Source organism: Sedimentibacter sp. (genome assembly GCF_038562225.1).
Classification (GTDB): Bacteria; Bacillota; Clostridia; order Tissierellales; family Sedimentibacteraceae; genus Sedimentibacter.
Genome location: NZ_JBCFAS010000003.1, coordinates 307,533 through 333,944 on the forward strand (window position 1 = coordinate 307,533; position 26,412 = coordinate 333,944).

26 protein-coding genes and 1 riboswitch are annotated in these 26,412 nt (G+C 43.0%); of the genes, 21 read left to right on the forward strand and 5 right to left on the reverse strand.

From position 1 onward, the window contains the following. Window positions 1-186: 186 nt before the first annotated feature. The gene (locus tag AAGU76_RS13285; RefSeq protein ID WP_342485993.1) at window positions 187-2,520 is read right to left on the reverse strand and encodes an ATP-dependent Clp protease ATP-binding subunit; all 2,334 of its coding nucleotides are present in this window, start codon (window positions 2,518-2,520) and stop codon (window positions 187-189) included. Window positions 2,521-2,745: 225 nt separating this feature from the next. On the opposite strand from AAGU76_RS13285, the gene AAGU76_RS13290 reads away from it, so the two are divergent. Further along, entirely contained in the window at window positions 2,746-3,936 is a 1,191-nt protein-coding gene (locus tag AAGU76_RS13290) for a pyridoxal phosphate-dependent aminotransferase (protein ID WP_342485994.1), read from the forward strand. A gap of 19 nt (window positions 3,937-3,955) precedes the next feature. Here AAGU76_RS13290 and AAGU76_RS13295 read toward each other — a convergent pair whose 3' ends face one another. Both AAGU76_RS13295 and AAGU76_RS13300 read right to left on the reverse strand, forming a co-directional pair. Continuing rightward, a complete protein-coding gene (locus AAGU76_RS13295) occupies window positions 3,956-4,162 on the reverse strand; it encodes a MoaD/ThiS family protein (RefSeq protein ID WP_342485995.1) in 207 nt (68 codons plus the stop codon). After that, window positions 4,102-5,973 (reverse strand): aldehyde ferredoxin oxidoreductase family protein, encoded by a 1,872-nt coding sequence (locus tag AAGU76_RS13300; RefSeq protein ID WP_342485996.1) that lies wholly within the window; start codon window positions 5,971-5,973, stop codon window positions 4,102-4,104. Before AAGU76_RS13300 ends, AAGU76_RS13295 begins: the two co-directional genes overlap by 61 nt. A 462-nt stretch (window positions 5,974-6,435) precedes the next feature. Between AAGU76_RS13300 and AAGU76_RS13305 the strand changes: the two genes are divergently transcribed. The 12 genes from AAGU76_RS13305 (at window position 6,436) to AAGU76_RS13360 (ending at window position 17,306) form a co-directional block, all read left to right on the forward strand. Beyond that, complete coding sequence (locus tag AAGU76_RS13305; RefSeq protein ID WP_342485997.1) at window positions 6,436-7,596, forward strand: FAD-dependent oxidoreductase; 1,161 nt, start codon at window positions 6,436-6,438, stop codon at window positions 7,594-7,596. A gap of 41 nt (window positions 7,597-7,637) precedes the next feature. Then, entirely contained in the window at window positions 7,638-9,074 is a 1,437-nt protein-coding gene (locus AAGU76_RS13310; protein WP_342485998.1) for a sodium:solute symporter family protein, read from the forward strand. An 86-nt stretch (window positions 9,075-9,160) separates the two neighbouring features. Further along, window positions 9,161-9,904 (forward strand): FCD domain-containing protein, encoded by a 744-nt coding sequence (locus tag AAGU76_RS13315; protein WP_342485999.1) that lies wholly within the window; start codon window positions 9,161-9,163, stop codon window positions 9,902-9,904. A 12-nt stretch (window positions 9,905-9,916) separates the two neighbouring features. Beyond that, on the forward strand, window positions 9,917-10,177 hold the full coding sequence (locus AAGU76_RS13320; RefSeq protein WP_342486000.1) for a (2Fe-2S)-binding protein: 261 nt from the start codon (window positions 9,917-9,919) through the stop codon (window positions 10,175-10,177). Between the two features lie 2 nt (window positions 10,178-10,179). Beyond that, the gene (dapA, locus tag AAGU76_RS13325; protein WP_342486001.1) at window positions 10,180-11,043 is read left to right on the forward strand and encodes a 4-hydroxy-tetrahydrodipicolinate synthase; all 864 of its coding nucleotides are present in this window, start codon (window positions 10,180-10,182) and stop codon (window positions 11,041-11,043) included. An 11-nt stretch (window positions 11,044-11,054) separates the two neighbouring features. Then, the gene (locus AAGU76_RS13330) at window positions 11,055-11,387 is read left to right on the forward strand and encodes a (2Fe-2S)-binding protein (protein ID WP_342486002.1); all 333 of its coding nucleotides are present in this window, start codon (window positions 11,055-11,057) and stop codon (window positions 11,385-11,387) included. Next, a complete protein-coding gene (locus tag AAGU76_RS13335; protein WP_342486003.1) occupies window positions 11,368-12,474 on the forward strand; it encodes an NAD(P)/FAD-dependent oxidoreductase in 1,107 nt (368 codons plus the stop codon). The genes AAGU76_RS13330 and AAGU76_RS13335 overlap by 20 nt, the downstream gene beginning before the upstream one ends. Continuing rightward, window positions 12,471-12,968: a 4Fe-4S binding protein gene (locus AAGU76_RS13340; protein ID WP_342486004.1), complete on the forward strand. Its 498-nt coding sequence runs from the start codon at window positions 12,471-12,473 to the stop codon at window positions 12,966-12,968. Before AAGU76_RS13335 ends, AAGU76_RS13340 begins: the two co-directional genes overlap by 4 nt. Window positions 12,969-13,240: 272 nt before the next feature. Further along, window positions 13,241-13,393: riboswitch (Lysine riboswitch) on the forward strand. A 149-nt stretch (window positions 13,394-13,542) separates the two neighbouring features. Continuing rightward, a complete protein-coding gene (gene dapA / locus AAGU76_RS13345) occupies window positions 13,543-14,424 on the forward strand; it encodes a 4-hydroxy-tetrahydrodipicolinate synthase (RefSeq protein ID WP_342486005.1) in 882 nt (293 codons plus the stop codon). An 11-nt stretch (window positions 14,425-14,435) separates the two neighbouring features. Beyond that, entirely contained in the window at window positions 14,436-15,143 is a 708-nt protein-coding gene (locus AAGU76_RS13350) for a dihydrodipicolinate reductase C-terminal domain-containing protein (protein ID WP_342486006.1), read from the forward strand. Between the two features lie 20 nt (window positions 15,144-15,163). Beyond that, window positions 15,164-15,862 carry a 2,3,4,5-tetrahydropyridine-2,6-dicarboxylate N-acetyltransferase gene (dapD, locus tag AAGU76_RS13355; protein WP_342486007.1) on the forward strand — a complete coding sequence of 233 codons (699 nt, stop codon included), beginning with the start codon at window positions 15,164-15,166 and terminating at the stop codon, window positions 15,860-15,862. Between the two features lie 121 nt (window positions 15,863-15,983). Beyond that, window positions 15,984-17,306: an aspartate kinase gene (locus AAGU76_RS13360; RefSeq protein ID WP_342486008.1), complete on the forward strand. Its 1,323-nt coding sequence runs from the start codon at window positions 15,984-15,986 to the stop codon at window positions 17,304-17,306. 233 nt (window positions 17,307-17,539) lie between these two features. On the opposite strand, the gene AAGU76_RS13365 is transcribed toward AAGU76_RS13360, so the two are convergent. Then, complete coding sequence (locus AAGU76_RS13365; RefSeq protein WP_342486009.1) at window positions 17,540-18,262, reverse strand: FCD domain-containing protein; 723 nt, start codon at window positions 18,260-18,262, stop codon at window positions 17,540-17,542. A gap of 207 nt (window positions 18,263-18,469) precedes the next feature. Here AAGU76_RS13365 and AAGU76_RS13370 point away from each other — a divergent pair, with 207 nt between their 5' ends. Next, entirely contained in the window at window positions 18,470-19,639 is a 1,170-nt protein-coding gene (locus AAGU76_RS13370; protein WP_342486010.1) for a hypothetical protein, read from the forward strand. A 1-nt stretch (window position 19,640) separates the two neighbouring features. Further along, on the forward strand, window positions 19,641-20,444 hold the full coding sequence (locus AAGU76_RS13375; RefSeq protein WP_342486011.1) for an aldolase/citrate lyase family protein: 804 nt from the start codon (window positions 19,641-19,643) through the stop codon (window positions 20,442-20,444). 678 nt (window positions 20,445-21,122) lie between these two features. Here the strand turns inward: AAGU76_RS13375 and AAGU76_RS13380 are convergent. Next, window positions 21,123-21,656, reverse strand: a complete 534-nt coding sequence (locus AAGU76_RS13380) for a DUF5698 domain-containing protein (RefSeq protein WP_342486012.1) — start codon at window positions 21,654-21,656, stop codon at window positions 21,123-21,125. A 129-nt stretch (window positions 21,657-21,785) separates the two neighbouring features. Between AAGU76_RS13380 and trmB the strand changes: the two genes are divergently transcribed. The 6 genes from trmB to AAGU76_RS13410 are packed head-to-tail and all read left to right on the forward strand — an operon-like array spanning window position 21,786 to window position 26,355. Then, a complete protein-coding gene (gene trmB / locus AAGU76_RS13385) occupies window positions 21,786-22,424 on the forward strand; it encodes a tRNA (guanosine(46)-N7)-methyltransferase TrmB (protein WP_342486013.1) in 639 nt (212 codons plus the stop codon). Continuing rightward, window positions 22,421-22,690, forward strand: coding sequence for a DUF1294 domain-containing protein (locus AAGU76_RS13390; protein ID WP_342486014.1), 270 nt, complete (start codon window positions 22,421-22,423; stop codon window positions 22,688-22,690). Before trmB ends, AAGU76_RS13390 begins: the two co-directional genes overlap by 4 nt. Window positions 22,691-22,700: 10 nt before the next feature. Beyond that, window positions 22,701-23,177 (forward strand): Cys-tRNA(Pro) deacylase, encoded by a 477-nt coding sequence (gene ybaK, locus AAGU76_RS13395; protein ID WP_342486015.1) that lies wholly within the window; start codon window positions 22,701-22,703, stop codon window positions 23,175-23,177. A gap of 10 nt (window positions 23,178-23,187) precedes the next feature. Continuing rightward, the gene (locus AAGU76_RS13400; protein WP_342486016.1) at window positions 23,188-23,892 is read left to right on the forward strand and encodes an RluA family pseudouridine synthase; all 705 of its coding nucleotides are present in this window, start codon (window positions 23,188-23,190) and stop codon (window positions 23,890-23,892) included. Continuing rightward, window positions 23,889-24,548 carry an HD domain-containing protein gene (locus AAGU76_RS13405; protein WP_342486017.1) on the forward strand — a complete coding sequence of 220 codons (660 nt, stop codon included), beginning with the start codon at window positions 23,889-23,891 and terminating at the stop codon, window positions 24,546-24,548. The genes AAGU76_RS13400 and AAGU76_RS13405 overlap by 4 nt, the downstream gene beginning before the upstream one ends. A gap of 16 nt (window positions 24,549-24,564) precedes the next feature. Further along, on the forward strand, window positions 24,565-26,355 hold the full coding sequence (locus tag AAGU76_RS13410) for an ABC-F family ATP-binding cassette domain-containing protein (protein WP_342486018.1): 1,791 nt from the start codon (window positions 24,565-24,567) through the stop codon (window positions 26,353-26,355). Window positions 26,356-26,412 lie beyond the last annotated feature (57 nt).

Below are 26,412 nucleotides of genomic sequence, written 5' to 3' on the forward strand. Positions count from 1 at the left end.
CTCCGCAACTCCGCTAGGGGGACCTATGTCCCCCTTCGGCGTAAAAACGCTTACGCATTTTTACTGAGCACCCCCCTTGACGGCAAGGACGTCCCGTCCTTTGCAATCCTCGGTTTTGTATAATAAGAAAGAGAACTTTCTTATTATACAAATTATACAAAAAAGGCAGGATTTCCTGCCTTTTCGTTATTCTATTATTAGCTGTGTCTTGCCTTCTTCGTCTACAGTAACCGTTGCCGAGCTGTTTTCCTTTATGTTTCCCCTCAGGTATGATTCGGAAACCTCGTCCTCGATGTACTTTTGAATCGCACGCCTCAACGGTCTTGCTCCGTACTTGGTGTTGTATCCCTTTTCCAGGATGAAGGTTTTCATCTTGTCCGTTATGGTAAGCGTAATTTTCTTTTCTCTTCCTTCGGTTACAACTTCCTTGAGCATCAGGTCCACAATCTGGCTCAGCTCTTCCTTCGTAAGCTCACTGAACACGATTATGTCATCTATTCTGTTCAAAAACTCTGGTCTGAAGGTTTGCTTCAGGGCATCCTTGACCTTTGCTTCCATAGCTTCGTATTCTTTGTTGTCGAATCCGATTTTGTTTGCTTTGATGGAGGTTCCGGCATTTGAAGTCATGATGATTACCGTGTTTTCAAAGTTGACGGTCCTTCCCTGGCTGTCTGTGAGCCTTCCGTCTTCCAAAATCTGAAGAAGGATGTTGAACACATCTTCGTGAGCCTTTTCTATCTCATCAAGAAGAATCACGGAATACGGTTTTCTTCTTATCTTTTCAGTAAGAAAACCTGCCTGGTCATAACCCACGTATCCCGGAGGTGCTCCTATGAGCTTTGAAACCGTATGTTTTTCCATGTACTCGGACATGTCAAGCCTTATCATTGCTTCTTCGTTTTCAAACAGCTCGCAGGCCAGTGTCCTTGCCAGCTCAGTCTTGCCCACCCCTGTAGGTCCCACAAATATAAAGGAGGATGGTTTTTTCTTCTTCTTGAAGCCTGAGCGGTTTCTTCTGATGGCTCTAGCAAGGCTTGTTACAGCCTGATGCTGCCCTATGACTCTCTTGTGAAGCCTGTCTTCCAGATGTATGAGCTTTTCTGCTTCTACCTCATTTATTCTCTGAACAGGAATTTTAGTCCATGCCTCAATTACGTAAGCTATGTCTTCCGTAGTGAGGTACACATTGTCGCACTCCTTGGAAAGCTCCTTTATTTTAGACTCGATTCGGATTTCGTTTACTTTAAGCTCTGCAGCCCTTTCGTAATCGTCGTTTTCAGCAGCTTCTTCCTTTTGTTCCCTTATGTTTGCCAGGTCTGTCTTCAGAGCTTCGAGCTCCACCAGACCTTTGTTTTTAAGGTTTGCTCTCGAACCTGCTTCATCTATTACGTCTATGGCTTTGTCCGGAAGAAAACGGTCTGTAATGTACCTTTCAGACATGAGCACTGCCTGTTCTATTACCTCATCTGTTATTTTTACGGTGTGGTAGTCTTCGTAGTAATCCTTTATCCCCTTTACGATTTCAATGGAATCCTCCACTGACGGCTCATCAACCATGACAGGCTGGAACCTTCTTTCCAGGGCAGTGTCCTTTTCGATGTGCTTTCTGTATTCGTCCAGGGTTGTGGCTCCGATTATCTGAACCTCACCTCTTGCCAATGCAGGCTTGAGGATGTTTGCGGCGTTCATGGCGCCCCCTTCGGCTTCACCGGCTCCAACAATGTTGTGAACCTCGTCAATTACAATCACTATGTTTCCGGCCTTCTTGGCCTCATCGATAATCGCCTTCATCCTTGATTCGAACTGTCCCCTGAACTGTGTGCCGGCAACTACGGCAGTAAGATCAAGCAGGTAAATTTCCGTGTTGAAAAGCTTCACAGGAACTTTGTGTTCTGCAATTCTAACCGCCAAACCTTCAGCAATGGCAGTCTTGCCAACACCCGGTTCTCCTATGAGCACGGGGTTGTTCTTTGATCTTCTGTTCAATATCTGTATGACCCTGTCTATCTCCCTGTCTCTTCCTATGATCCTGTCAAGTTCTCCGTATCTTGCCTGTTCTGTAAGGTTTGTGCCATATGTGTCAAGATACTTGAGTTTCTTTCTCTTTACCTTTTCCTTCACCTTGGTTCCTGAACCGCTGGCGCCGCCGGCTGAATTCAGGTCGTGATCTTCTTCATCAGTGGGCTGAAACTCGCTGTTGTTAGAGTTTGTTGCACCGGTAAAGGCTGAATTCATGAAGTTCATCAGTGAATTCATTCCTTCTGAGTCTGCTCCTTCAAGGTTCTGGGTAAGTTTCTCCAAGTCCATGTCTCCCATTATTTCAGTGAGTTGGTTGTTGATATTTTCAAAATCCTCGGGTTTCATACCGCTTTGGCTGATTATCTGATCCATTGGTGCAAGGCCCTGCTTTTTGGCGCAAGGAATGCACAAGCCCATTGTCTGCATTTTGCCTTCAATAATTTTATTGACATAAATTACAGCTACGTTTTTCTTGCATACTGAACATAACATTCTTATCATCTCCTAGCTACTGTAAATTATATATAATCTGTTGTCAGTTGGTATCTAAAGCTTATAAACATATATTTTTATATATGAAGTTTATTATAATACATTTGTCTTAAAAAATCATTAAAAATTTGTTTTAGGGCATAAAATTAATGATGCTTTCAATTTTCAATTGATTTTCATCCGCCCTGTGTTATAATTATATAAAAATTCCGAAAATAAAATCCGAGGTATGCAATGATTAGTAAAAGAATACAAAAAATGGTGCCATCTGTCACACTGGCTCAGTCTGAAAAAATTGCGATGCTCAAGAAACAGGGGATAGAGGTCATAGGTTTCAACATTGGCGAGCCTGACTTCAACACTCCCGAAAACATCATAAAAAAAGCAGAGGAAGCATATCGCCTGGGATATACGAAGTACACCCCGGCTGCAGGTATGCTTGACCTGAGAGAAGAAATATGCAGAAAATTCAAGAAGGACTACAACCTGGATTATACAGTAAGGGACGTCATCGTATCATCTGGTGCCAAACAGTCACTGACAAATGCGCTCATGGCAATTGTGGATCCGGAGGATGAAGTTATAGTTCCTACTCCATGCTGGATAAGCTACATTGAAATGATAAAGCTTACCGGCGGAGTACCGGTGCTGGTGGAAATGAATGAAGCAAACGGTTTTGACCTTGCTCTGGACAGAATAGAATCAAAGATAACATCCAGGACAAAGGCAGTGCTCATAAACTCTCCGAACAATCCCACAGGAGCCGTATACAAGGAAAAAGATGTCAAGAGGCTTGGAGAACTTGCCGTAAAGCACAATTTTTACATAATATCCGACGAGGTGTATGAGAAGCTTGTTTACAGCGGTGAAACAAACTGCTGCACAGCTGCCTTATCACAGGAAATAAAGGAAAAGACCATTACAATAAACGGTGTATCGAAATCCTATGCCATGACAGGCTGGAGAATAGGGTTTGCAGTGGGGCCAACCCATGTGATAAAGGCAATGAGCGACTATCAGGGGCATACGACAACAAGCCCCAACTCACCTGCACAGTATGCATCTATAGAAGCGCTGAGGAATTCTGAGGAATTTGTTCAGGCGATGAAAAAGGAATTCGACAAGAGAAGAAAGTACACGGTGAAAAGGCTGAACGAAATGGAGGGCATAGACTGCTTCGAGCCTAACGGAGCCTTTTACGTAATGCCTAACATAAAACATTTCTACGGCAAGAAATACAGGGATTTCACCATAAACTGCCCTGCAGACATGTGCGACTACCTTCTGGAGGAAGCCAGAATAGCCGTGGTGGACGGAACGGCGTTTTTAGCGCCTCACAACATAAGAATCTCCTACTCCAACTCCCTTGAAAATATTCAAAGAGGCATGGACAGAATGGAAGAAGCATTGAAAAACCTTAAATAAGTTAAACATAAAAAGCGGTTTATCCTCCGCCAAGCAGAGGAAAAACCGCTATTTTATCGTTTGAATTCAATATGGTGGCAGCATAATCGCCTTTATTTACCAACTTTCCGTTCACCGCAACGGCATACTGGCTGAAGGGACAAAATTGGGAAAATTCTTCGGATTTTACAAAGTCGAATATGCTGACAGTCTCTTTTCCCCATACAATTTCTTCAAATAAGAGCATGCTTCATCACCCCTTATGAAATCTGAAAGATCAAGCTCTTCAAGCTTTTCTTCAGTAGGATATCCCTGTTCGTCCCAGCCCCGTTCTTCGTAGTAGGAACTAAGGGCCCTTTGAAAGTCTTCCCTGTTAAGGGATGCTTCATCGATGCTGTAAACACCCTTTGGCAGATTTGCTTTTTCTTCAAACATTCTGTCGGGAAGGGTGTCATCCTTCCTGCTGAAACCTTCCCTCACGTTGAACAGCCTTATCAGATTCCAGATTCTCTCACCTGCTTCATAATAATCCTTTTCGCTAAATTCAAGGCCGGTCACACCCTGAAAGGCAGAACACAAATCCTTCAGCTCAAAGGGAAGAAAGTCGCAGACAAGGGCTGAAAAAGCCGCTGCTCTTTCGTTTTGTCCGTCTATTATAAAACGTGATTTGTCATCAAAGGAAAACATCTTTAAGATCCCGGATCTTTCGGCATTTACAGTCCAGCACCTCTGGTGGCACGCCCCTCTGTCTGAAGTGGCATAGGCAAGAGCCATACCCCAGGAGGTCCTTGGTTCATAACCTGCCATTTCAAGACCTTTCACGTGGATAGCAAATTTGTGGCTTCCGTTTCCGATTTTTTCAGAGGCTTTTTTCACTCCGTCCGCAAGCAGTGCTCCTTCATCTTTTCTGTAAGCCATGTTTCTTAAAAGTTCAAGCTGACCAAGGGAATCTCCGAATACCGGCACGTTGGACAACAGTCCCTTTTCTCTGCACTCCATTGCAAAACCTGCTGTAACACCGGCAGACATGGAATCCAGACCAAGCTCGTTGCATAGGTGGCAGGCTTCTGCTACGTCTGAAAAGTTTCTGATGCCGTTGTTGCTTCCCAAAAGAGCAATGCTTTCATATTCGATTTTAACGTCTTCGCCTTTTTTTGTCCCTACTATTTGACCGCAGCTAATGGGGCAGCCGTAGCATGTTGCATTTCGCTTCTTATGCCTGTTCATGTTTTCACAGTACAGGTCTTCGCCGTTTTCGATGTAACCGGACTGAAAATTGTTTGTGGGAAGAAAGCCGCTCTCGTTCATGGGACCAACCAGGTTTGCACTGCCGTACATGCTTCTGACTTTCATGAACTCCGTGACTTCGATTACTTTGCGGGTGCCGTCCCTGCCTTCTTTAAACAGGTCCGGATTTTCAAAGTCAAGAATATTGCTTCCTTTGATTACAACCGCTTTCAGGTTTTTAGAGCCCATTACCGCACCAAGACCTGTTCGTCCGGCAATGCCGGCTCTTGTTTTGTCGCTGTCCTTGTCCAGCATTACCGCAGATATGAGAGAAAGGTTTTCACCGGCAGGTCCGATGCATGCAACCCTGGCGCTGATTTGTGTTTCAAGCCTGAGTTTTTCCACTGCACATGAAACAGTCTCTCCCCATATGCGTCCGGCATCCCTGAACTCAACTTTACCGTCCTGAATCCACAGGTACATGTGTTCTGACGCTTTACCCAGCACAACAATTCCGTCATAACCGGCACGCTTCATTTCATAGGAAAAGTGGCCGCCGGCATGGGAGTCTGCAAAAGTGTTTGTCAAAGGAGACTTGCTTACCACAACCATCCTTCCGGAAGTGGGGAAACCGGTGCCGGTCAGTGGGCCGGTCAGAAATATGAGCGGGTTTTCGGGGGACAGTCCGTCTGTTCCAGGTTTTAAGTACCTGAACAGAAGATATGCGCCGATTCCTTTTCCTCCTATATATTTTTTGTATAAGCTTCTATGGAGATAAAATTCCCTGGTGGTTTCTTTTGTCAAATCAATCTCTAAAAATTTTCCGATCATTTCTCCCTCCTAATACTAATCAAACGATGAGTAGTTACAAAAACAGTATATAAGAACATGACTCTGATGTCAACAAAATATATAAGACATATAGTTCGCAATGCTGGCTAAAAAAAGGACAAAATCTATAAATAAACAAAAATACACATGGATTTTTTAAATAGGATGTTGACAAATGTAGATGGCTGTTATATAATGCAAAAAAACAGCAAAGGCGCTGTAGGATAATTTGAGTCTGTTATCCTGCGGCGCCTGTTTTTTTCGGACTCATCATATTTTTGGCGACAGGAGGGATAAAAACCGAAATTGTGAATAAATATTAATATATATTATATTGACAGTCTTTGCGAAAAAATGCAGGATAACGTTTCAAAAAAAGTGTTGACGAAAACAAAGTTGCTCTATATAATATATCTAAACAGCTCATCACATGATGAGAAGTGCAAAGGGAGGACAGAGGTAATGAAGAAATACGACGTAGTTATACTTGGCGGCGGAATAACAGGTTTATCATGCGCTTACTATCTGACGCTTAAAAATAAGAACATAGCACTGGTTGAGAAAAACCAAATAGGAAGCGGTGCATCCGGAGCCTGTGATGACATGATACTGCTGCAGTCCAAAAAACCGGGCAAGAACCTGGAGCTGGCCGTGGAAAGCCTGAAATTGTACAAGGATCTGGCTGCAAATATAAATTATGATATCGGATTTCACAACAGGGGCGGCATGATTCTCATAGACAAGGACGAGCACATGGCTTTCATGGAGGACTACGTGTCGAAGCAGAAGGATTATGGGCTTAACATAGAGCTTATAGACAAAAAGTCTGTTAAGAAGCGCCATCCTTTTGTAAAGGACAACATAGTGGCGTCAACTTACGGAACCGAAGATTCTCAGGTAAATCCTCTGTTCACCATGAGAGCTTTTCTTGGAAGTGCCGTAAATGCAGGAATGGAACTGTATAAGGGAACTGAAGTAGTGGAGTTCAACAAAAAAAACGGCTTTTGGCAGATAAGGCTCTCGGACGGAAGGGAATTAGAGGCAGAAAACATAGTCAATGCAGCGGGAGCGTGGGCGTCTGACATAGGAAAGCTCATAGACATAGACATACCCATAACATCGAAAAAAGGACAGATTGCTGTAACAGAAAATATTCCGCAGCTTGGAAGAGAAAACATATGGAGCGCTGAATACATTATTTCAAAGCTTAATCCGGAGCTGGTTAATGCCAGCGAAAAACACAAGGAGCTGGGCATCGGTTTGTCCATGTCTCAGACCAGCGACGGCAACTACCTGATCGGAAGTACGAGAGAAAAGGGTAATTACAGCAAGGGAACGGATACAGAGGTTATAAGGATACTTGTAAACCAGGCGGTAGACTTTTTTCCGGTGCTGAAGAACATACACATAATAAGGACCTTTGCAGGATTCAGGCCTGCCTGTGCTGACGGAAAGCCCATTATTTCTGAGGTTCAGGGCCATGAAGGTTTCTACATAGCCGCCGGTCATGAAGGAGACGGAATAGCCATGGCTCCTGTTACCGGAAAGCTCATATCGCAAATGATATGCGGCGAAAAAACATCAATTGACATTGGAGAACTATGTTTGGAAAGATTTAATTAAACATTGTTTAATTAAATTATATAAAAAAGAGGAGGTAATATATGAGCTTAGGAACTACTTTATGGATTATCACAATTTTAATGTGCGGGGCTTTCTTGGTTATATCCTTGAAATTTAAGGAGAAAGCGGAACTCAGCTTTGCAAACTATGCAATCGGCGGAAAAACATTCCCCATGTACCTGATTTTTTTCACCCAGTTTGCAACAATCATGGGTGTAGGGAATTTTGTTGGCCATGCCGGAAGCGGTTATGAAACGGGATTGTCATGGATGGCATTCATTCTCGGAGAACAAGGCTCCAAAATCATTTTTGCTTTGTTCATTGCAGGCTTTGCAGGAAAATTCACCTACAACACATTCCCGGAGCTGCTGGATGACCTGATTACTAAAGACAAGGTAACAAGAGCAATGGCCGGTGTGCTGGCATCATCCATCATGATTGCTTGGGTCGGCGGGCAGGGTAAGGCACTGGGAAATATATTCAGCGTTGTTACGGGAGTCAGCCCTCTGCCCATAATACTGCTATTCTCTGCTGTATTCATTATTTACACCACAGTGGGAGGTATCTACTCCGTTGTGTGGACTGACCTGCTACAGGGAGTTCTCGTCCTGGTATTCGGAACGGTCTTTTACATCTTTGCTTTCAAGGAGGTTAACTTCTCCGTAGGCGAAATAGGAACAAGGCTTACAGCCCTGGGAAGAGCTGAAATGTGGCAATTTGGAATTTCAGATCCCATGAAGATAGTCAACATGATTGTTACAGGAACCATAGGAATATTAGTGGCACAGATATACTGGCAGAGATGCTTTGCGGCATCTGATGCCAAGACAGCAAAAAACGGACTGCTGTACAGCGGTATCATCGCAATTTTGGCGGTAATGCTCACTGCACTGGTGGGAATGATTATTTTCACAATCAAGCAGGATTTAAAACCCGGAGATGCAATGGCATGGTTCATGATGAACCGAATTCCTGTAGCAATAGCAGGCATGGTGTTCGCCTTGGTGCTGGCAGCAGGTATGTCATCGGCTGATTCAAATCTTAACTCGGCATCCATTTTAATTGTTAATGACTTAATAAGGCCCTTCAAGCCTGAACTGACTGACGCGCAGCTTGTGAAGTACGCAAAGGTTCTGACAGCAATAATCGGTATCTTTGCAGCAATAGGAGCAATATATGCAAGCTCCATCATGAGTTTGTTCTCAAGGGCATATTCCATGGCAGGAGCAGGACTGGTTCCTCTTCTTGTAGTTGGTCTCTTATGGAAGGAAAGACCTGACGCTGCCCATGAAAGAGGAAAGAGAAACAGCAAGGTTACTCCGTGGGGAGCAAGGATCGGTATAGTGGCCGGAGCCGTGCTGAGCCAGATGAATTCATTGGGTACAAACAAGGTTCTCATAGCTCTTGCAGTATCAGCGGTGCTGCTGGTGGTGGTATCACTGGCCACAAGGAAAACCTCAATGAAGAATGAGGCATAAATAGAAATATTTAGGATTTGCCATTGTAAAGACTAATCCTGTGTGAGATAATATTAACAATAAAACAGTTTATAAGGGTGGGTATTATGAGGCAAATCCTAGATGATACAGAATATAGAGTTTTAAAGATAGTTGATGAAACAAACAAGCCTATCGGAACATGGGCCATCGAAAACAAGCTGAGAGAGGATAACGTAGAAATCAGCACAGCAACTGTGGGAAGAATCCTTTCCAAGCTTGAAAGCAACGAATTTCTTGAAAAATTTAAGAATGAAGGAAGAGTAATAACTTCTGAAGGAAAGCTGGCGCTTAAAAGGGCAGAGACCATTAAGATAATCAATTATCACCAGGATAAGCTCAATCAGATAATTTCAACGGAAGTGCTGGAAAACTTCGTAATGATAATACAGGCAAGAAGAGCCATAGAGAAAGAAACATGCAGACTTGCCACCAGATACATAACGCAGGCAGAGCTTGACAAACTGAAGGAAGTGCTTGACAGGCAGGAAGAAAAATCCAAAAAAGGTGAAAGCATTGCAGATGAAGACATTGAGTTTCACAGGACAATTGCAAAGGCCTCAAGAAACGCAATATTAGAATCGCTTTACAACATAGTTTCCACATTCAAGCAGCAGTCGAATATTTTTGAGAAGCTGAGGAGGCAGATAAATTCGCCTTACAATGCTTCTCACAAAAAGATTTATGAAGCCATTAAGAACAATGACGAGGAAGCTGCAGAGAAACTTATGTCGGAACATATGGACCACCTTATGGAGGATGTGCTGACATACTGGAACACATATGGCAGCAGCGAAAAATCAAATCGCTAAGGAAGTGACTATATGAGCATAATTATATGCAGGTGTGAAGAAATTACCGAGGATGAAATAATAAGCGCCATAAAAGACGGCGCCACCACTGTTGACGAGGTTAAGAAATTCACCCGTGCAGGCATGGGACTTTGCCAGGGGAGAACCTGCCGAAGGACTGTGGAAAAAATTCTCGCAAGGGAACTGAACAAGAAAGTTGAAGATGTGAAGACATCAAGTTATAGAGCGCCGGTAAGACCGGTAAAAATGCATGTGCTGGAAGAGGAGGAATAACGATGAATTGGGGCAGATTAATAACAGCGATGGTAACTCCGTTTGACGATGACCTGAATGTGGACTATGACCAGGCAGTAAAACTTGCAAAGAAGCTTGAACATGAAAGAAGCTCGGCGCTGCTTGTTAACGGTACAACAGGCGAATCGCCGACTCTGACTCAGGAGGAAGCCTACAGGCTTATAGCCGAGATTAAAAAGAACGTGAACATTCCTGTAATAGCAGGCGTAGGAACAAACAATACTAAGAAAACAATTGATAACATCAATAACATAAAGGATTTAAACGTTGACGGCCTTCTGGTAATAACACCTTACTACAACAAGCCTAACCAGGAGTCGCTGTATGCTCACTTCAAGGCAGTGGCTGAATCAACTGACCTTCCCATAATAATATACAACGTGCCGGGAAGAACAGGGGTAAACATTGGTGTGAACACCGTTAAAAAGCTTGCTGAAATCAAAAACATAGCTGCGATCAAGGAAGCAAGCGGCGACATGGCCCAGTTCATTAGAATGGTAAACGAGACGCCTGATGACTTTTTAGTGTACAGCGGGGAGGATATTCTTACGCTGCCTTCACTGGCAGTAGGAGGTCAGGGAATCATAAGCGTTGCATCAAACGTGGCAGGCGTGAAAATGGGCGAGATGATAGACGCCTTTGAAAGATGCGAAACTGAAAAGGCTGCAAAACTTAACCTTGAACTGACAAGGCTGTTTGATGCTTTGTTCGTAACGACCAATCCAATTCCTGTAAAGCATGCTTTAAATCTTTTGGGATTTAATGTGGGAGGATACAGACTTCCTCTGACAAACCCCACACCCGAGGTATCGAGGGTAGTGAAAGAAAGTCTTGCAGTGCTTTAGAGAGGTGTAAAATGACAAGAATTAAAGAACATCCAATTTTGGGGCACGACAGCAGGGAAGAAATCGTAACGATCATTTTTGACGGCAGGGAAATAACGGCGTACAAAGGTGAAATGGTTGCCGCAGTGCTTATGGCTAACGGTGTCCACAAGTTCAGGTACACGGAAAAAAATAAAAAACCAAGAGGTATTTACTGCGGAATCGGAAGATGCACGGACTGTGTGATGATAGTTGACGGCATACCAAACGTTAGAACATGCGTCACCGAAGTAAGAGACGGAATGAAGGTTGAAACACAATACGGAAGAGGCGAGTGGGCAGATGATGACAAAGACAATTTATGATGTTGTAATAATCGGCGCCGGACCTGCCGGGCTGGCAGCATCCATAGAAGCGTCCAAGGCCGGCGCAAAGGTTCTTTTGATTGATGAAAACAACAAGCCCGGCGGACAGCTTTTCAAACAGATTCATAAGTTTTTCGGCTCCAGGGAGCACAAGGCAGGCACAAGGGGAATCAACATCGGTACTGAGCTTCTCAAGGATACCGAAGAACTTGACATAGACGTAATGCTCAATACCGAAGTTTGCGGCCTCACAGGGGACAAAAAGCTCTGGATAGTTGAAAATAAGGAAAAATCAAGAGAAATTCAAGCAGATAAAATAATAGTGGCAACAGGCGCATTTGAAAACTCAGTTCAGTTTGAGGGATGGGAACTGCCGGGCGTAATGGGGGCAGGAGCTGCACAGACAATGATAAACCTTAACCGGGTTCTGCCGGGACAGAAGGTTCTGATGCTGGGCTCAGGCAATGTGGGGGTAATCGTATCCTACCAGCTCATGCAGGCAGGTGCAGAGGTTGTAGCCATTGTTGAAGCAGCTCCCAGCCTCGGAGGATACGGAGTTCATACGTCAAAGGTAGCCAGAGCAGGCGTTCCCTTCTACACAAGCCACACCATAAAGAAAGCCTATGGAACCGACCGTGTGGAAAAGGTTGAAATTGTAGAGCTTGACAGCAATTTCAAGGAAGTGGAAGGCTCGGAAAAAATGTTCGAGGCAGACACCATATGTCTTGCCGTAGGCCTTACGCCCATGATAGAGCTTGTTCATCTGGCAGGCTGTGAATTTACTTACATCGCAAGCATGGGAGGCTATGTTCCTGTCCACGACAGATGCATGAGAACAACCGTAGACGGAATATATGTGGCAGGAGACGTTTCCGGCATTGAGGAAGCCAGCACCGCCATGGAGGAAGGCCGGCTGGCAGGCATAAGCGTGGCATGCGACCTGGGGCTGGTGGATGAAGAAAAGGCACGAACAAGAATGGATGAAATCTGGACTAAGCTTGATTCCTTAAGATGCGGACAGTTCGGCGAAAAAAGAAGGACTGCCAAGAGCCAGATTCTTGAAAAAGGGAAGGAGTTGATAGTATGACATGTCTTAAGAAATTCGGAGCTCCTTCCATTGAAGAACTGAAATGCTCGCCCGGCTTTCCTAGGGATGAGGATTACAGACTGGGAAACATTGCAGTAATAGAGTGTGTTGAGCAGATACCGTGCAATCCCTGTGAAACCTCGTGCCCCAAGGGAGCAATCAAGGTTGGAAATCCAATCACAAACCTGCCGACCATCGATTTTGAAAAATGCGTGGGATGCGGCATATGTGCAGCAAAGTGCCCGGGAATAGCAATTCACCTGATGAATGTAAACCACGGCGAAGACAAGGCTCTCATAACATTTCCCTACGAGTATTTTCCTCTGCCTGAGGCAGGCGACAGGGTTGTGCTGGTTGACCGATTAGGCGGGGAGGTTTGCAGCGGCAAGGTTGAAAAGGTAACCTGTCCTAAGTCCTATGACATTACTGCATTGATTTCGGTTTCATTTGACAGGAAGCATTATGAAAATGTAATTTCAATGAAAAGGCTTTGATAATGAAGGCATCCAAAAGGATGCCTTATACTATTACAAACCACGAATTTGTCATCCTGAGCGTAGCGAAGGATCTCCTAAGATTACATGCTGTAGACAAATAGTAAGACATGTGCTTGTTTTATTTATTCTATCCAGTGCATAAACAATATTGTGCACCGGGAAATAATTTCGATTAGTATCAGTTCAACAGATTGACAAAAAAAATAATATTTCTTGTTGACATATTTTCCTGTGGGGCATATAATTAGGAAAATTAAATATTTTCATGGGTATATTACAGAGGTTGCGATGATCAAGAGTAGAAGCTGGGCTTTGAAAGGGTGATTCGCCGAAGGGAAACTCTCCCTGGGCTTACATTTAAGAGATGTAATACTGTTTTTATAGGATGCTTCCCAATCCTATAAGAGAGAGCTGTAATATGCTGGGCAGAAGGTTCGGTGTTTTTTGTAAGCGTCTGAGAGCCCTTTTGCTCTTATGTCGCTTTTTTTATTACATTCAGGGAAAGCATAAAAGATAAAAAAAGCGGCATGAAAATTATTTATTAATAAATAATTTTAAGGAGAGAAAAAGTATGAACGATTTGGTAAGAGGCTGCGGAGTAGCTCTGGTTACGCCATTTTCAAACGGAGAAATTGATTATGAAACATTAGGCAAATTGGTTGACATGCATGTTGAAAAATCAGGATCCATTATTGCGGCAGGAACAACATCAGAAGCGTCAACCATGACAGATGATGAATATCATCAGGTGGTTGAATTCATTGTGAAGAGGGTTAACGGGAGAATTCCTGTTATAGCAGGCGCTGGCAGCAACTGCACATCATCAGCGGTAAAGAAAGCTAAATTCTGCGAAGAGGCAGGAGCTGACGGACTGCTTGTGGTGACGCCCTATTATAACAAAACAACTCAAAGAGGTCTTGTAAATCACTACAGAATGATTGCCGAAAGCACAAAACTTCCAATCATTGTTTACAACGTTCCCGGAAGAACAGGAATGAACATTGAACCAAAAACAGCAGTAGAATTGTCACAAATTGAAAATATAGTCGGAATCAAGGAAGCCAGCGGAAACATAAGCCAAGTTGCAGAGATGATCAGAATTTGCCCCAAGGACTTTTTCGTGTACTCGGGAAATGACGACATGGTTGTTCCGCTCATGGCTTTGGGAGGGCATGGAGTAATTTCGGTAGTTGCAAACATACTTCCTGCTGAAACAAAAAAAATGGTAGATGACTTCAACGCTGGAGACATAGAGGCTGCAAGAGATGCACAGCTGTCATTGAACGGGCTTATCAATGCCTTGTTTATTGAAACGAACCCCATACCCGTGAAGGAGGCAATGGGAGTGATGAACCTTTGCAGTCCTGAACTGAGGGCGCCTTTGTATCCTATGTCTGATGCAAACAAGGAAAAATTAATGGCCGAAATGAGAGATTGCGGCATATCTTGCTAAGGAGGGATGTTATGACTAATATAGTACTTTGCGGACAAGGTGCAATGGGAAAAGTAATAGAACAGGAAGCACAGACTTATGACGGCATACACCTGGCCGGATTTGTGTCTCCAAGAAACGGACAGTATGGGGAAGCTTTCGGAAAAGTTGACGTGGTTATAGATTTCTCCAACCCTGCAAATCTAGATTTTCTAATTGATTATGCAGCAAGGAAAAATGCAGCCCTGCTGATCTGTACAACAGGATATTCAGAGGCAGAAAAGGAAAAAATAAGGGAAGCAGGAAGAAGAATACCTGTTATACTGTCATCAAACACTTCAGTAGGCATAAATGTAGTGAGAAAAATGCTCAAATTAATTGTTAATGAATTGAACAGCTTTGACATAGATATAATAGAAAGACATCACAACAAAAAGAAAGATTCGCCCAGCGGAACTGCAAAAACTCTGGCTGAAGACATAATGAAAGCCACGGGAAGAGATCACGTTGAAACACATGCCATGAGAGCCGGTACCATACCGGGAGAGCATACGGTCATATTCTCAGGCAATGACGAAATGATAGAAATAAAGCACACAGCTTTTTCGAAGAAAATTTTTGCCAGAGGCGCTCTGGAAATAGCCCTGAAGCTGTCCAGAAGACCGGCAGGCTACTACGAGACGGAGGACATGTTTGAAGTCGACAACATGGACTCCGGCAGGATAATCAACATAGCATAAATAAAATTCAAGGAGGAAATATGTTTTTACAAGATCCATATGAGATAGCGAAATTTATCAAAGAAGCAAAAAAATCAACTCCGGTGAAACTTTACGTTTCGGGAAACTATGAAAATATGAACACTTACAGCATGAAGGTTTTCAAATCGGGACAAATGGCGATACTTATCGGCGAATACGAGGATGCTGCAAAAATTCTTCAGGAAAACAACATTGAAACTTACCATCTGGAATACGACAGAAGAAATTCAGCTATTCCTCTTCTGGACACAAATGAAATCCAGGCCAGAATAGAGCCTGGAGCCGTGATCAGGGACATGGTAACCATAGGAAAGGATGCTGTTGTCATGATGGGTGCAGTGATCAACATCGGTGCTGTCATCGGAGAAAAGACAATGATTGACATGAACGCAGTTGTGGGCGCAAGAGGAACAATAGGAAAGAATGTTCACGTAGGAGCAGGCGCGGTAATAGCAGGGGTTCTGGAGCCGCCTAGCAAGACGCCGGTAATCATAGAGGATGATGTTTTAATCGGCGCAAACGCTGTTGTGCTTGAAGGAGTAAAGGTGGGCAAGGGAGCCGTTGTAGCTGCAGGCAGCGTGGTTACGGAGGACGTTCCTGAAATGGCTGTTGTTGCCGGCAGCCCCGCAAAAATTGTTAAGTACAAGGACGACAGGACAGTTGAAAAGACAAAACTGCTGGATGATTTGAGAGGATAATGTTAAATTATCAAACACAAAACGATTACTGTGTTTGATGCACGGACATCTGTATTTTAATTGTTGACATTGACTGTTTTGTATGTTATTGTTTCAGTTATGATGCGGATAGGAGGATATAATGATTAAGGTAGCAAAATTCGGAGGTACTTCTCTTGCAGATGCAGCACAGTTCAAGAAGGTACGTGACATAGTTAAGGACAGCGAAGATAGGAAGTACGTGGTTGTTTCGGCTCCCGGAAAAAGATTCAAGGATGACAACAAGATTACTGATCTGTTGTATCTGACTCATGCACACTTGAAGTTTTCCGTTCCATACGCTCCCGTGCTGAAACTCATAGAAGACAGGTTCACATCGATAAAGGAAGAACTGAATCTGAATACGGATCTGGAGCAGGAATTCAGGACAATAAGAGAACAACTGGACAACAAGTGCGATGAAGATTACATAGTGAGCAGAGGAGAGTACTTGAGCGCTAAGCTTATGGCCGATTACCTTCACTGTGATTTCATCGATGCAAAGGACGTCATCTTCTTCAAATATGACGGAACCATAGACAGAAAAAAAACGCAGGATAAGCTGGGGGCTGTGCTTGCCAAGTCAAGCAAGGCAATTATACCAGGATTTTACGGCTCTCTTCCTGACGGAAGCATAAAGACATTCTCCAGGGGAGGTTCTGACATAACGGGTTCCATAGTGGCAAGCGCTGCAAAGGCAGACATCTATGAAAACTGGACTGACGTTTCGGGATTTTTGATGGCAGACCCTAGAATTGTAAACAATCCGCAGCCAATTAAGAAAATAACATATCAGGAGCTGAGAGAGCTTTCCTACATGGGTGCATCAGTATTGCACGATGAGGCAGTGTTCCCGGTGAGACAAGCCAGCATCCCGATAAACATAAGAAACACAAACGAGCCTGACAACCCGGGCACCGTAATCGTGGGAGACGACCAGGCTGATGAGAATTACGAAAATGGGCACATAATCACAGGCATCGCAGGAAGAAAGAACTTCACCGTGTTTTATGTGCACAAGGAGCATATGGCCAACGAGGTGGGAGTTGTAAGAAAGGCACTTGAAATATTTGAGGAGAGAAACATAAGCATCGACCACATCCCATCCGGCATTGACAGTTTTTCCGTTGTTGTGCCCACGGAGTGCGTTGAAAAAACAACCCATGAGATTGTGGAGGAGCTCAAGGAAAGGCTGAATACCGAAACTGTAAAGGTCAGCAAGAACTTAAGCCTCATATCGACAGTTGGCATAAGGATGGCATTCAGACCGGGCATATCTGCCAAGGTGTTCAATGCTCTTGGAGAGAAAAACATAAATATAAGAATGATTGACCAGGGCTCCAGCGAAATAAACATAATCGTAGGAGTTGAAGACAGGGACTTTGAAGATGCCATAAGGGCAATATACAAAGCTTTTGTAAAATAAGGAACTGCAGCAATTAAGTTTAAGATTGTTTTTATTTGGATTGTTGAATACACTGTAAATTAAAAGGACGCTGCGGCGTCCTTTTAGTGTGTAAGGAAATTACTTAACAGAAACAAAAAAGAAAATAGCACAAAGAAGCCTTAGGGTAACAAAACAGTCATTTAGCAATAGAAAAAGAGGCTTTGCACGGCGATTTTTAATCGCTAATGCAACAGCCCCCTGCTTATCAATACTCAAGGCATTTTATTATATGTGCGCCATGCAGTAATGGACATGACATTGTGGTCTCTTGAAATCGTCTCAGCTAATTCACCATCATGTGCTTCAAGCGCCTTATAGATAGAATGATGTTGCTCCATAGCAACTTTAGATATTTCCAAGAAGAACGGCTCATAATCTGAAACCATCCATTGATAAAAATCACCGCAAAAACTTCGATACATATTACAGATAGACTCATTGTGAGTTGCCTTAATGCAAGCATAATGGAAATTATAATCTTCCAAAATTACAGCTGCCATGTCATTCTTTAAGTAACACTCTTCCATTCGATCTAGGCATGCCTTAATTTCTTCTAGTTCAGATGCCGTAATACGTTCTGCACATAGTTTACAAGCAGCAGGCTCCACACATGAACGACACTCACGCCATTCAAGGTATGAACCCGCGGTATAACTTATGGGGTCAGCAGTTGTCTTGTCAATCAGGTTTTTAATTGAACGCAAATCATTCACATAGATTCCACTCTGTGGGCGTATTTGCAGGATTCCATAATGACTCAAAATATCAACTGCTTTTTTCAAAGAAGTACGACTTACCCTTAAGGTTTCCGCCATGCTTCTTTCGCTAGGTAATCTCTCTCCAGGCTGGAGAGAATTATTAATAATGTAATTAATAATATTTTTACTAACAATTTCTGGAATGGAGAAATTGTTTACAGGCTGAATTTTCTTCATTGTTTCACCTACTTTTAGGTTATTATACGGCTAAAGATTGTTATTGTCAATCTATTCGTATTTGTTTTGATAAAATGGGCTTGACAAGACTTAATAAAATTGGTATTATAAAAATACCAGATTGGTACTATATAAATACCAATAGCCTTGGCCAAGGCAAAATTTAATTGAGCACAATTTATAATATAGTTTTAAAAGGAGAGTCTCATGGAAAATCACGTTAGTTTCAAAGAAAAATTTGGAATAGCATCTACACAGTTTGGCGGAATGTTGGGCGCGGGAGTTGCCTCTGGTGCAGGTGTCACAGTGTACTTTGTCCAAAAAAGTGGCTATTTTTCCGCCATTGTCCCAATCCTTTCACTGTTGCTTCTTTTTGCGATTTACTATTTAGGCATGGAGACATCGCGCTTATATCATCTGGAAAATAATTCGCAACTATATAACCTTCTATATGGGAACAGCGTATTGAAAAAAGTCTTTACACCGCTTGCGAATGTTACTGTTTTTTATATGATGATCCTATCCTGTGCAATGGCCTTTGGCGGAGCTGGCTCCATACTGAAACAGTATTTCAATGCACCATCTTTGTTTGGTGGTGCTATTACGGCCGTAGCTTGTATTCTGGTGATCTTCTTCGGTATGGAAGTGTTTAAAAAGTTGCAATCCATTTTCTGCCTGATTATGTTTGTTATTTTGACTGCCAGTTATGTAACAGCCTTATCCCGTGGAGGAATGACACTTGTCTTTGAGAAGATATCAATGCATTGGTTGCCAGAAACTGCAGGCATTGGTAGTTCAATTTGGTGGGCGCTATCGTTTACGGCCATGTATATTGGATTTTTGCCATTACTCATAATGTCCGGTAAGTCATTGCAGTCGTCGAAAAACATTAAAAGTACCCTTGGAATTGGCTTTGTACTCAATATGTCAGCTGTCTATCTGCCGTGTATATCCATTCTAGCCTATTCTCCTGAGGCAGCTGCAGCCGATATTCCAGCGTCTTTTGTTGTCGAACAGGCCGGCATTCCTTTTGCTTCACAGCTTTATTTAATTCTATTGATCCTCGCCCTAATTTCCACAGGTGCTTCTTGTTTAGTTACGATTGGCGGTCAACTCTCTCCATATTTACCGAAAAGTATTAAATCGGAGAAGACGAGAAATTCAATTATTTATGTGGCCTTCGCAGCTATATTTACCTTGTTTGCTCCTCTTGGCTTAGCGGGTACCATTAAGTTACTTGCACCCATAGCAAATTATTTGTGTATTTTTGGCTTAGGCCTTCCTCTGTGCGCGCTTGCGCCCTATCAAATCATTATAAAACGCAGAGAGCAAAAATCAACCATTTCAAAAATTTATACTACTAAGGAGACAAAATAAAATGAGAGAAAATAAAATTTTAAAATCACTGGCTAGTGATAAGATTTCTATCGGGGCCGCTGTGCAGTCGGCGTGTGTAGACAATGTGGAATTGGTTGCCCGAAACGGCTATGATTACGTGTGGATAGACTGCGAACACGGAATTATTGATACTACGCAATGTGTACAGTTAGTTCGCTCAGCAGAGGGTTTTGGCATTACCTCATTAGTGCGTTTTGCGGACAAAAATGATCGTGGTGCAATCCAGAGACTGCTGGACGTAGGGGTAGGTGGTGTTATAGTACAAGAAATTGAGACAAGAGAGGAGACGGCAAGATTTGCTTCCATTATGAAGTTTCCTCCAAAGGGTGAACGTGGTGCATGCCCCGGATCTAGAGCATTTAACGTCCTTGGTGGAAATATGATGTGGGAAGAATTTGCTGAGTCTGCAAATAAAAACACAATGTTTTGTGTGCTTATTGAAAGCTATAAGGGTGTAGAAAATATAGAGGAAATTGTACGCGTCCCTGGCGTTGATATGATTGTACTGGGCCCATTTGACTTGTCACATTCCTTGGGATATCCAGGACAGTGGGATCATCCTGAGGTCATCAGCGCCTTAACCAAAGTAGCATCTGTCGCAAAACAGCAGGGAATCCCCGTCATGTGTGTTCCTCTTTCACCAACGCCTGACGGGCTGAAGAAAGAGGTGGCTTCTTGGATTAACAAAGGATGTAACGTGGTAACGGCAACAATCGATACGCTGTGCCTTAACCAGAGCTTGAGATTCACTCATGACATGCTGTTCCAAGAATTTAATAAATAGTACCATTTAAACTGAGTTGTTAAAAAGGCCCATATGTAATATAAAACGCCAATTTAATATTTCAAAAGTTTGCCGAACGACAGTAAAGAAAAAAGTCACTGAACAGTAGTTATATTTTTAGCGCCAAATAGGCGGCTTTGATAATTCAAAGCCGCCGTTTATTTGCTATTTAATAGGGATTACGATAATCATAGCACTATGCAGCCATGCCATTTAACGCTTTTTAACATAATGTGACGTTAGGTAACACATTAAGAAAGCCTGTCTCATATCCAAAATATTTGCGGGCAAAAACCAATGGTGCATCAATAAGAGCTAACCGAGTAACAAATAATGTTGGTCAACTCTTGCGGCACTTGGGAATGACACATATTCGTTTCAACGATTTGCGACATAAGGCGGCTAATGATATGTAACTGGGGACTCTTATACCGTCGGTGAAATTCTGAGCGACACGTTAAAGTGTGGAAGAAACAACATTGCGAAGAAATGGTTTTGCAGATAAAAATGAATTCCAATTATCATTGAAAACTTGTTTAATAGAATATTTGCTCATAGAAAAGATAATACAATAAATTCGAATAAAAGGAAAGACTTAAACGTAGAAAAAAACTACCCCTCAAGATTGAGGGGTAGGGGAGTTGACTTTGACGTAGTCAAATATTTTTATAAGTAGTTTTATTTCAAATATCCGCCCATCATGGACTTTATGTCATTTACGGTTATGTAAGCTTCCGGATTTGTCTGCCTTATGAGTTTCACGGCTTCCGGAATCTTCTTCCTCTTAAGCTGTATGAACAGGAGGTTTTTCTTGCTATCGTTTTTTCCCTTGCCTTCCAGTATTGTTACTCCGAAGCTTTGTTCCCTCAGCATGTCTGCCAGAGATTCGCCGTCTTCATCGTTTACAACAACCTGAATTGAGGAAAGGCCGACGGCAATTTTGGATTCTATGGTAACTCCGATGAAGTTACCCAGTGAAAATGCCACAGCATACACGAGCACCTTGATGGGATCCTCTGTAATGTTGTTGAGCACGGAACTTACAACTATGAGCCAAATTATTATTTCCATAAGTGCCAGAAGAGCACCCTTGACTCTTTCGCCTTTGTTTATGAGCACAAGCCTTACAGTCGAAATTGATACTTCGATTATTTTTGCGCAGAATATTATTAAGTAGAGAGCAGGCCCTTTAATGTTGAATAAGAATTCCATATTTCACCCCTAATTGTTTTGTTACTATTATTTTACTTTGTTTTCAGGTTTTATGCAACAGAATTAAAATTATATTGTTAATTATTGCAAAGTATTGTAAAATTCAAATAGAAAAAGAAGGAGAATTTTATGAGATTAAGATACGTTCACGGGCAGTATGAATATCTGCAGCAGCATGAAAAAGCCATAACCGAGCCTGAAAAAAGAGGATACAAACTGAATGAGGCATTCAGCAACAATAATCCCATCCATGTGGAGCTGGGCTGCGGAAAGGGGAAATTTCTAAGGGAAACTGCGCTTAAAAACCCCGGCATAAACTACTTCGGATTTGAAAAAAGCGTAAAGGTTGCATACAGGTGTGCCAAGTGCATGTTTGAGGAGGACCCTGACAACTACTTCATAGTATATTCAAACGGAGACATACTCACAGAGGTATTCGAGCCCAACTCCATAGAAAGGATTTATCTGAATTTCTCTGATCCGTGGCCGAAGCCGTCACACTACAAGAGAAGGCTTACACACAGGAATTTTCTTGAGGTCTACAGAAAGGTTCTCAGGGAAGGCGGCGAAATTCACATGAAGACAGATAACAACGACCTTTTCGAATACTCCCTACAGGAACTTAAGGCTGACGGCTGGGAAATTCTCATGTGCACAAGGGACCTGCACGGCAGCGAATTTGTCAAGGACAATGTAATGACAGAATACGAGGAACGGTTTGTGCAGCAAGGGAAAAAAATAAATAAACTGGCAGCGAGAAGACCATGATAAGATATTTAGCTGTTTATTTCATAATAATAAATGTTGTTTCGTTTGCATTGTTTTATGCTGACAAGCAAAAGGCCAGAAAGGACAGATGGAGAATAGAGGAAAAGACTCTGCATATAACAAGCTTTCTGGGAGGGACGCCGGGAAGCATCGCAGCCATGATACTGTTTCACCACAAGACCAGAAAAGCAGGATTTGTAGCAATCACAATAATAGCTCTTTTGTTCAACATACTGGCTGTCTACGGGCTGTATACCATGATTTAGGAGTGATAAGGTGAAAAAATTCAACAAGACCAATGCCATGCGCATTCTCGATTCCCTCAACATAGGGTATGATTATCTTCTGTACGAATGCGAGGACGGAAAAATTGACGGAGTATCCGTGGCACACAAAACAGGACAGAACCCGGAGGCTGTATTCAAGACGCTGGTGTCTGTGGGGCACAGCAAGGAACTTTATGTTTTCTGCATCCCGGTGGAATATGAGCTTGACCTTAAGAAGGCTGCAGCCGCAGCCGGGGAAAAGAACATAGAGCTTCTGCCTCTGAAGGAACTCACAAAGAACACCGGTTATGTGAGGGGAGGATGCTCTCCTATCGGAATGAAGAAGCATTACAGGACATTTGTGGATGAAACTGCAGCGCTTCACGACAAGATACTAGTCAGCGGCGGAGCCATAGGAATACAGATGATACTTGCACCTGAAGACCTCATAAGTGCGGCAGAAGCGTCATATGCAGATTTGATATAACGGAGATAATATGGAACTTAATATAATATATGAAGACAAACACATAATCTGTGTGGTGAAGCCTCAGGGAGTACCATCCCAAAGCGACACGACCCAGGACGATGACCTTATGAAAATGTGCTTGGAACACCTGGGGAAAAAGGAAAACAATCCGTACCTGGGGCTGATTCACAGGCTTGACAGGCCTGTGGGCGGTGTCATTGTGTTTGCCAAAAACGACTTTGCAAACAAGGAGCTTTCAAGACAGGTACAGGAAAGGAAAACCAATAAGGTATACCTTGCAGTAGTTTGCGGCAGGCCTGAAAAGGAAAAGGCAGTTCTGGAAGATTATCTGAAGAAACTTAAGACGATAAACATGTCAAAGGTGACAACAGCCGATGATAAGGCCGGAAAAGCCGCAAAGCTTGAATATGAACTTATTGGAACAGTTGAAACAGAAGAATACGGCGTGCTGTCCATTTTGAAAATAAAGCTTCACACCGGAAGGCACCATCAGATAAGGGTTCAGCTTTCCAACGCAAATCTGCCCATATGGGGAGACAACAAGTATAACAGGGTGTTCATGAAGAAAAAAGACTTCACTTTGCCTGCTCTCTGGTCGCACAAATTCGGGTTCAATCATCCCAAGACCAGAGAATACACGGAGTTTGAGTCCATGCCCGATTCCTTCCCGTTTACGCTGTTTGAGCTGAAGAAAGGTAAGGATATTGTATGATAACATTCAACGACATAAAAAACAGCCATGAAATTCAGACGTACATTAAAAAAGCAGATGAGTCTCTTATAACACTGGGGTATACGGAGCATTCATTCACACATGTGGGCAAGGTTGCAAACAAGGCTGAAGAGCTGCTTCTCAAGCTGGGCTACGACGAAAGGACAGCTGAGCTTGCTCAGATTGCAGGATACATGCATGATATCGGTAATGTAGTAAATAGGATTGACCATGCCCAAAGCGGTGCAATCATGGCATTCAGAATCCTGGACAACATGGGGATGGACGTGGCTGAAATTGCTGCCGTTATTTCTGCCATAGGAAATCATGACGAATCCACCGCTGTTCCTGTCAATGAAGTGGCCGCGGCTCTTATACTGGCAGACAAGTCCGACGTCAGAAGATCAAGGGTGAGGAATACTGATTTTGCAACCTTCGATATACACGATAGGGTAAATTACTCAGTGGAAGCGTCAAGGCTGACATTAAATGAACATAAAAAAGAAGTTTCTTTAAATCTGGTCATAGACACAAGCATCTGCGCCGTAATGAGCTACTTTGAGATATTCCTCGAACGGATGCTCCTATGCAGGAGAGCCGCGGAATACCTGGGTCTTAAATTCAAGCTTGTTGTAAACGACGTGGAACTTTTATAAACCGAAAGGCAATGAAATGATACTAACACTTGAAAAAATAAGCAAAAGCTTTGGAGAAAAAATACTGCTGGACAGCGTGGAACTGTTCGTTAATGACGGTGATAAAATAGGAATAGCCGGTGTAAACGGAACAGGAAAGTCTACCCTGCTGAAAATTGCAGCGGGCATTGAGGAGCCTGACGGCGGAAGACTCATTAAAAATCCGCTGGACAGGATTTGCTACCTTCCGCAGGATCCTGTGTTTAAAAAAGGTGCCACAGTCATTGAACAGGTTTTCATAAATTCAAGTTCAGAGACGAGAACACTGATGGAATATGAGGCCAAAACCATCCTGAGCAGGCTGGGAATAGACGAATACCACAAGGACGTGAACCTCCTTTCGGTGGGTCAGAGAAAGAGAGTCGCCATAGCCAGCGCACTGGTAAACCCCTGCGAGCTGCTGGTGCTTGATGAGCCCACAAACCATCTGGACAACGACATGATAACGTGGCTTGAAAGCTACCTCATGAAGTTTTCAGGTGCCATACTCATGGTTACCCATGACAGGTATTTTCTGGACAGGGTTTCAAACCGCATAGCAGAGCTTGAAAAAGGAAGCTTGTATTGCTATGAGGGAAACTATTCCAAATTTTTGGAGCTGAAGGCTCAGCGCGAAGAAATGGAAGCAAGCAGCGAAAGGAAGAAGCAGACTCTTTACAGAAAAGAGCTTTCATGGATTCAAAGAGGTGCCAGAGCCAGGGGAACAAAGGCCAAGGGAAGAATAGAGCAGTTCGAGAAGCTGAAGGATTCACTAGGAACGCAGCAGTCGGAAAAGCTGGAGATGAGCTCTCTGTCAACAAGGCTGGGAAAGAAGACCATTGAAATAAACAACATTTCAAAAAGCTTTGGACATAAGAAAATAGTCGAGGATTTTGAGTTTACCGTCCTTCGCGGGGCGAGAATCGGAATAGTGGGAAAAAATGGAGCAGGAAAATCTACTCTTTTGAACATGATGGCGGGAAAAATTATTCCCGACAAAGGAATAGTTGAAGTGGGAAGCACCGTCAGGGTGGGATATTTTTCCCAGGAAGCCGGAGAAATAGATGAAAACCAGAAAGTTATCGATTATATAAAGAATATTGCAGAGGTTGTGGAGACAGCTGACGGAAAGATTTCGGCTTCACAGATGCTTGAAAGATTTCTGTTTTCAGGCGATGTTCAGCACAGCCTGGTCAGGAAGCTGTCCGGAGGAGAAAGAAGGAGGCTGTTTCTTTTAAGTGTCCTTATGACTGCACCGAACATCCTGCTTCTTGACGAGCCTACAAACGACCTTGACATTGAGACGCTTACAGTGCTTGAAGATTACCTTGAGACGTTTTCCGGAGCAGTCATAACGGTATCACACGACAGGTACTTTCTCGACAAGGTTGTGGACACCATACTTGAGCTTCCCGGAGACGGTACTGTAAACATGTACAACGGCGGTTATTCTGACTACGCAGAAATCAGACTTATGAAGGAAAAGCAGCAGGAAAGAAATAGGGAACCCAAAGAAAAGATAAATCCCGTACAGGAAAGGGAAAAACCTAAAAAGCTAAAGTTTACTTTCAAGGAGCAGCAGGAATTCAACACCATAGACGACGACATCGCTTTGCTTGAAGGAAAAATCTCTCAGGCTGAAAAAAGCATGGAGATAAATTCCACGGATTACGTAAAACTTCAGGAAATTATGGCAGAAAAGAAAGGCCTTGAGGAGCAGCTTGAACACAAGATGAGCAGGTGGGTTTATTTGAACGACCTGGCAGAGCAGATTGAAAACCAGAAGTAATAATAAGGCATGTGCCTTATTTTTTTGTCAATATTTAATCATATATTGACCTGTAGG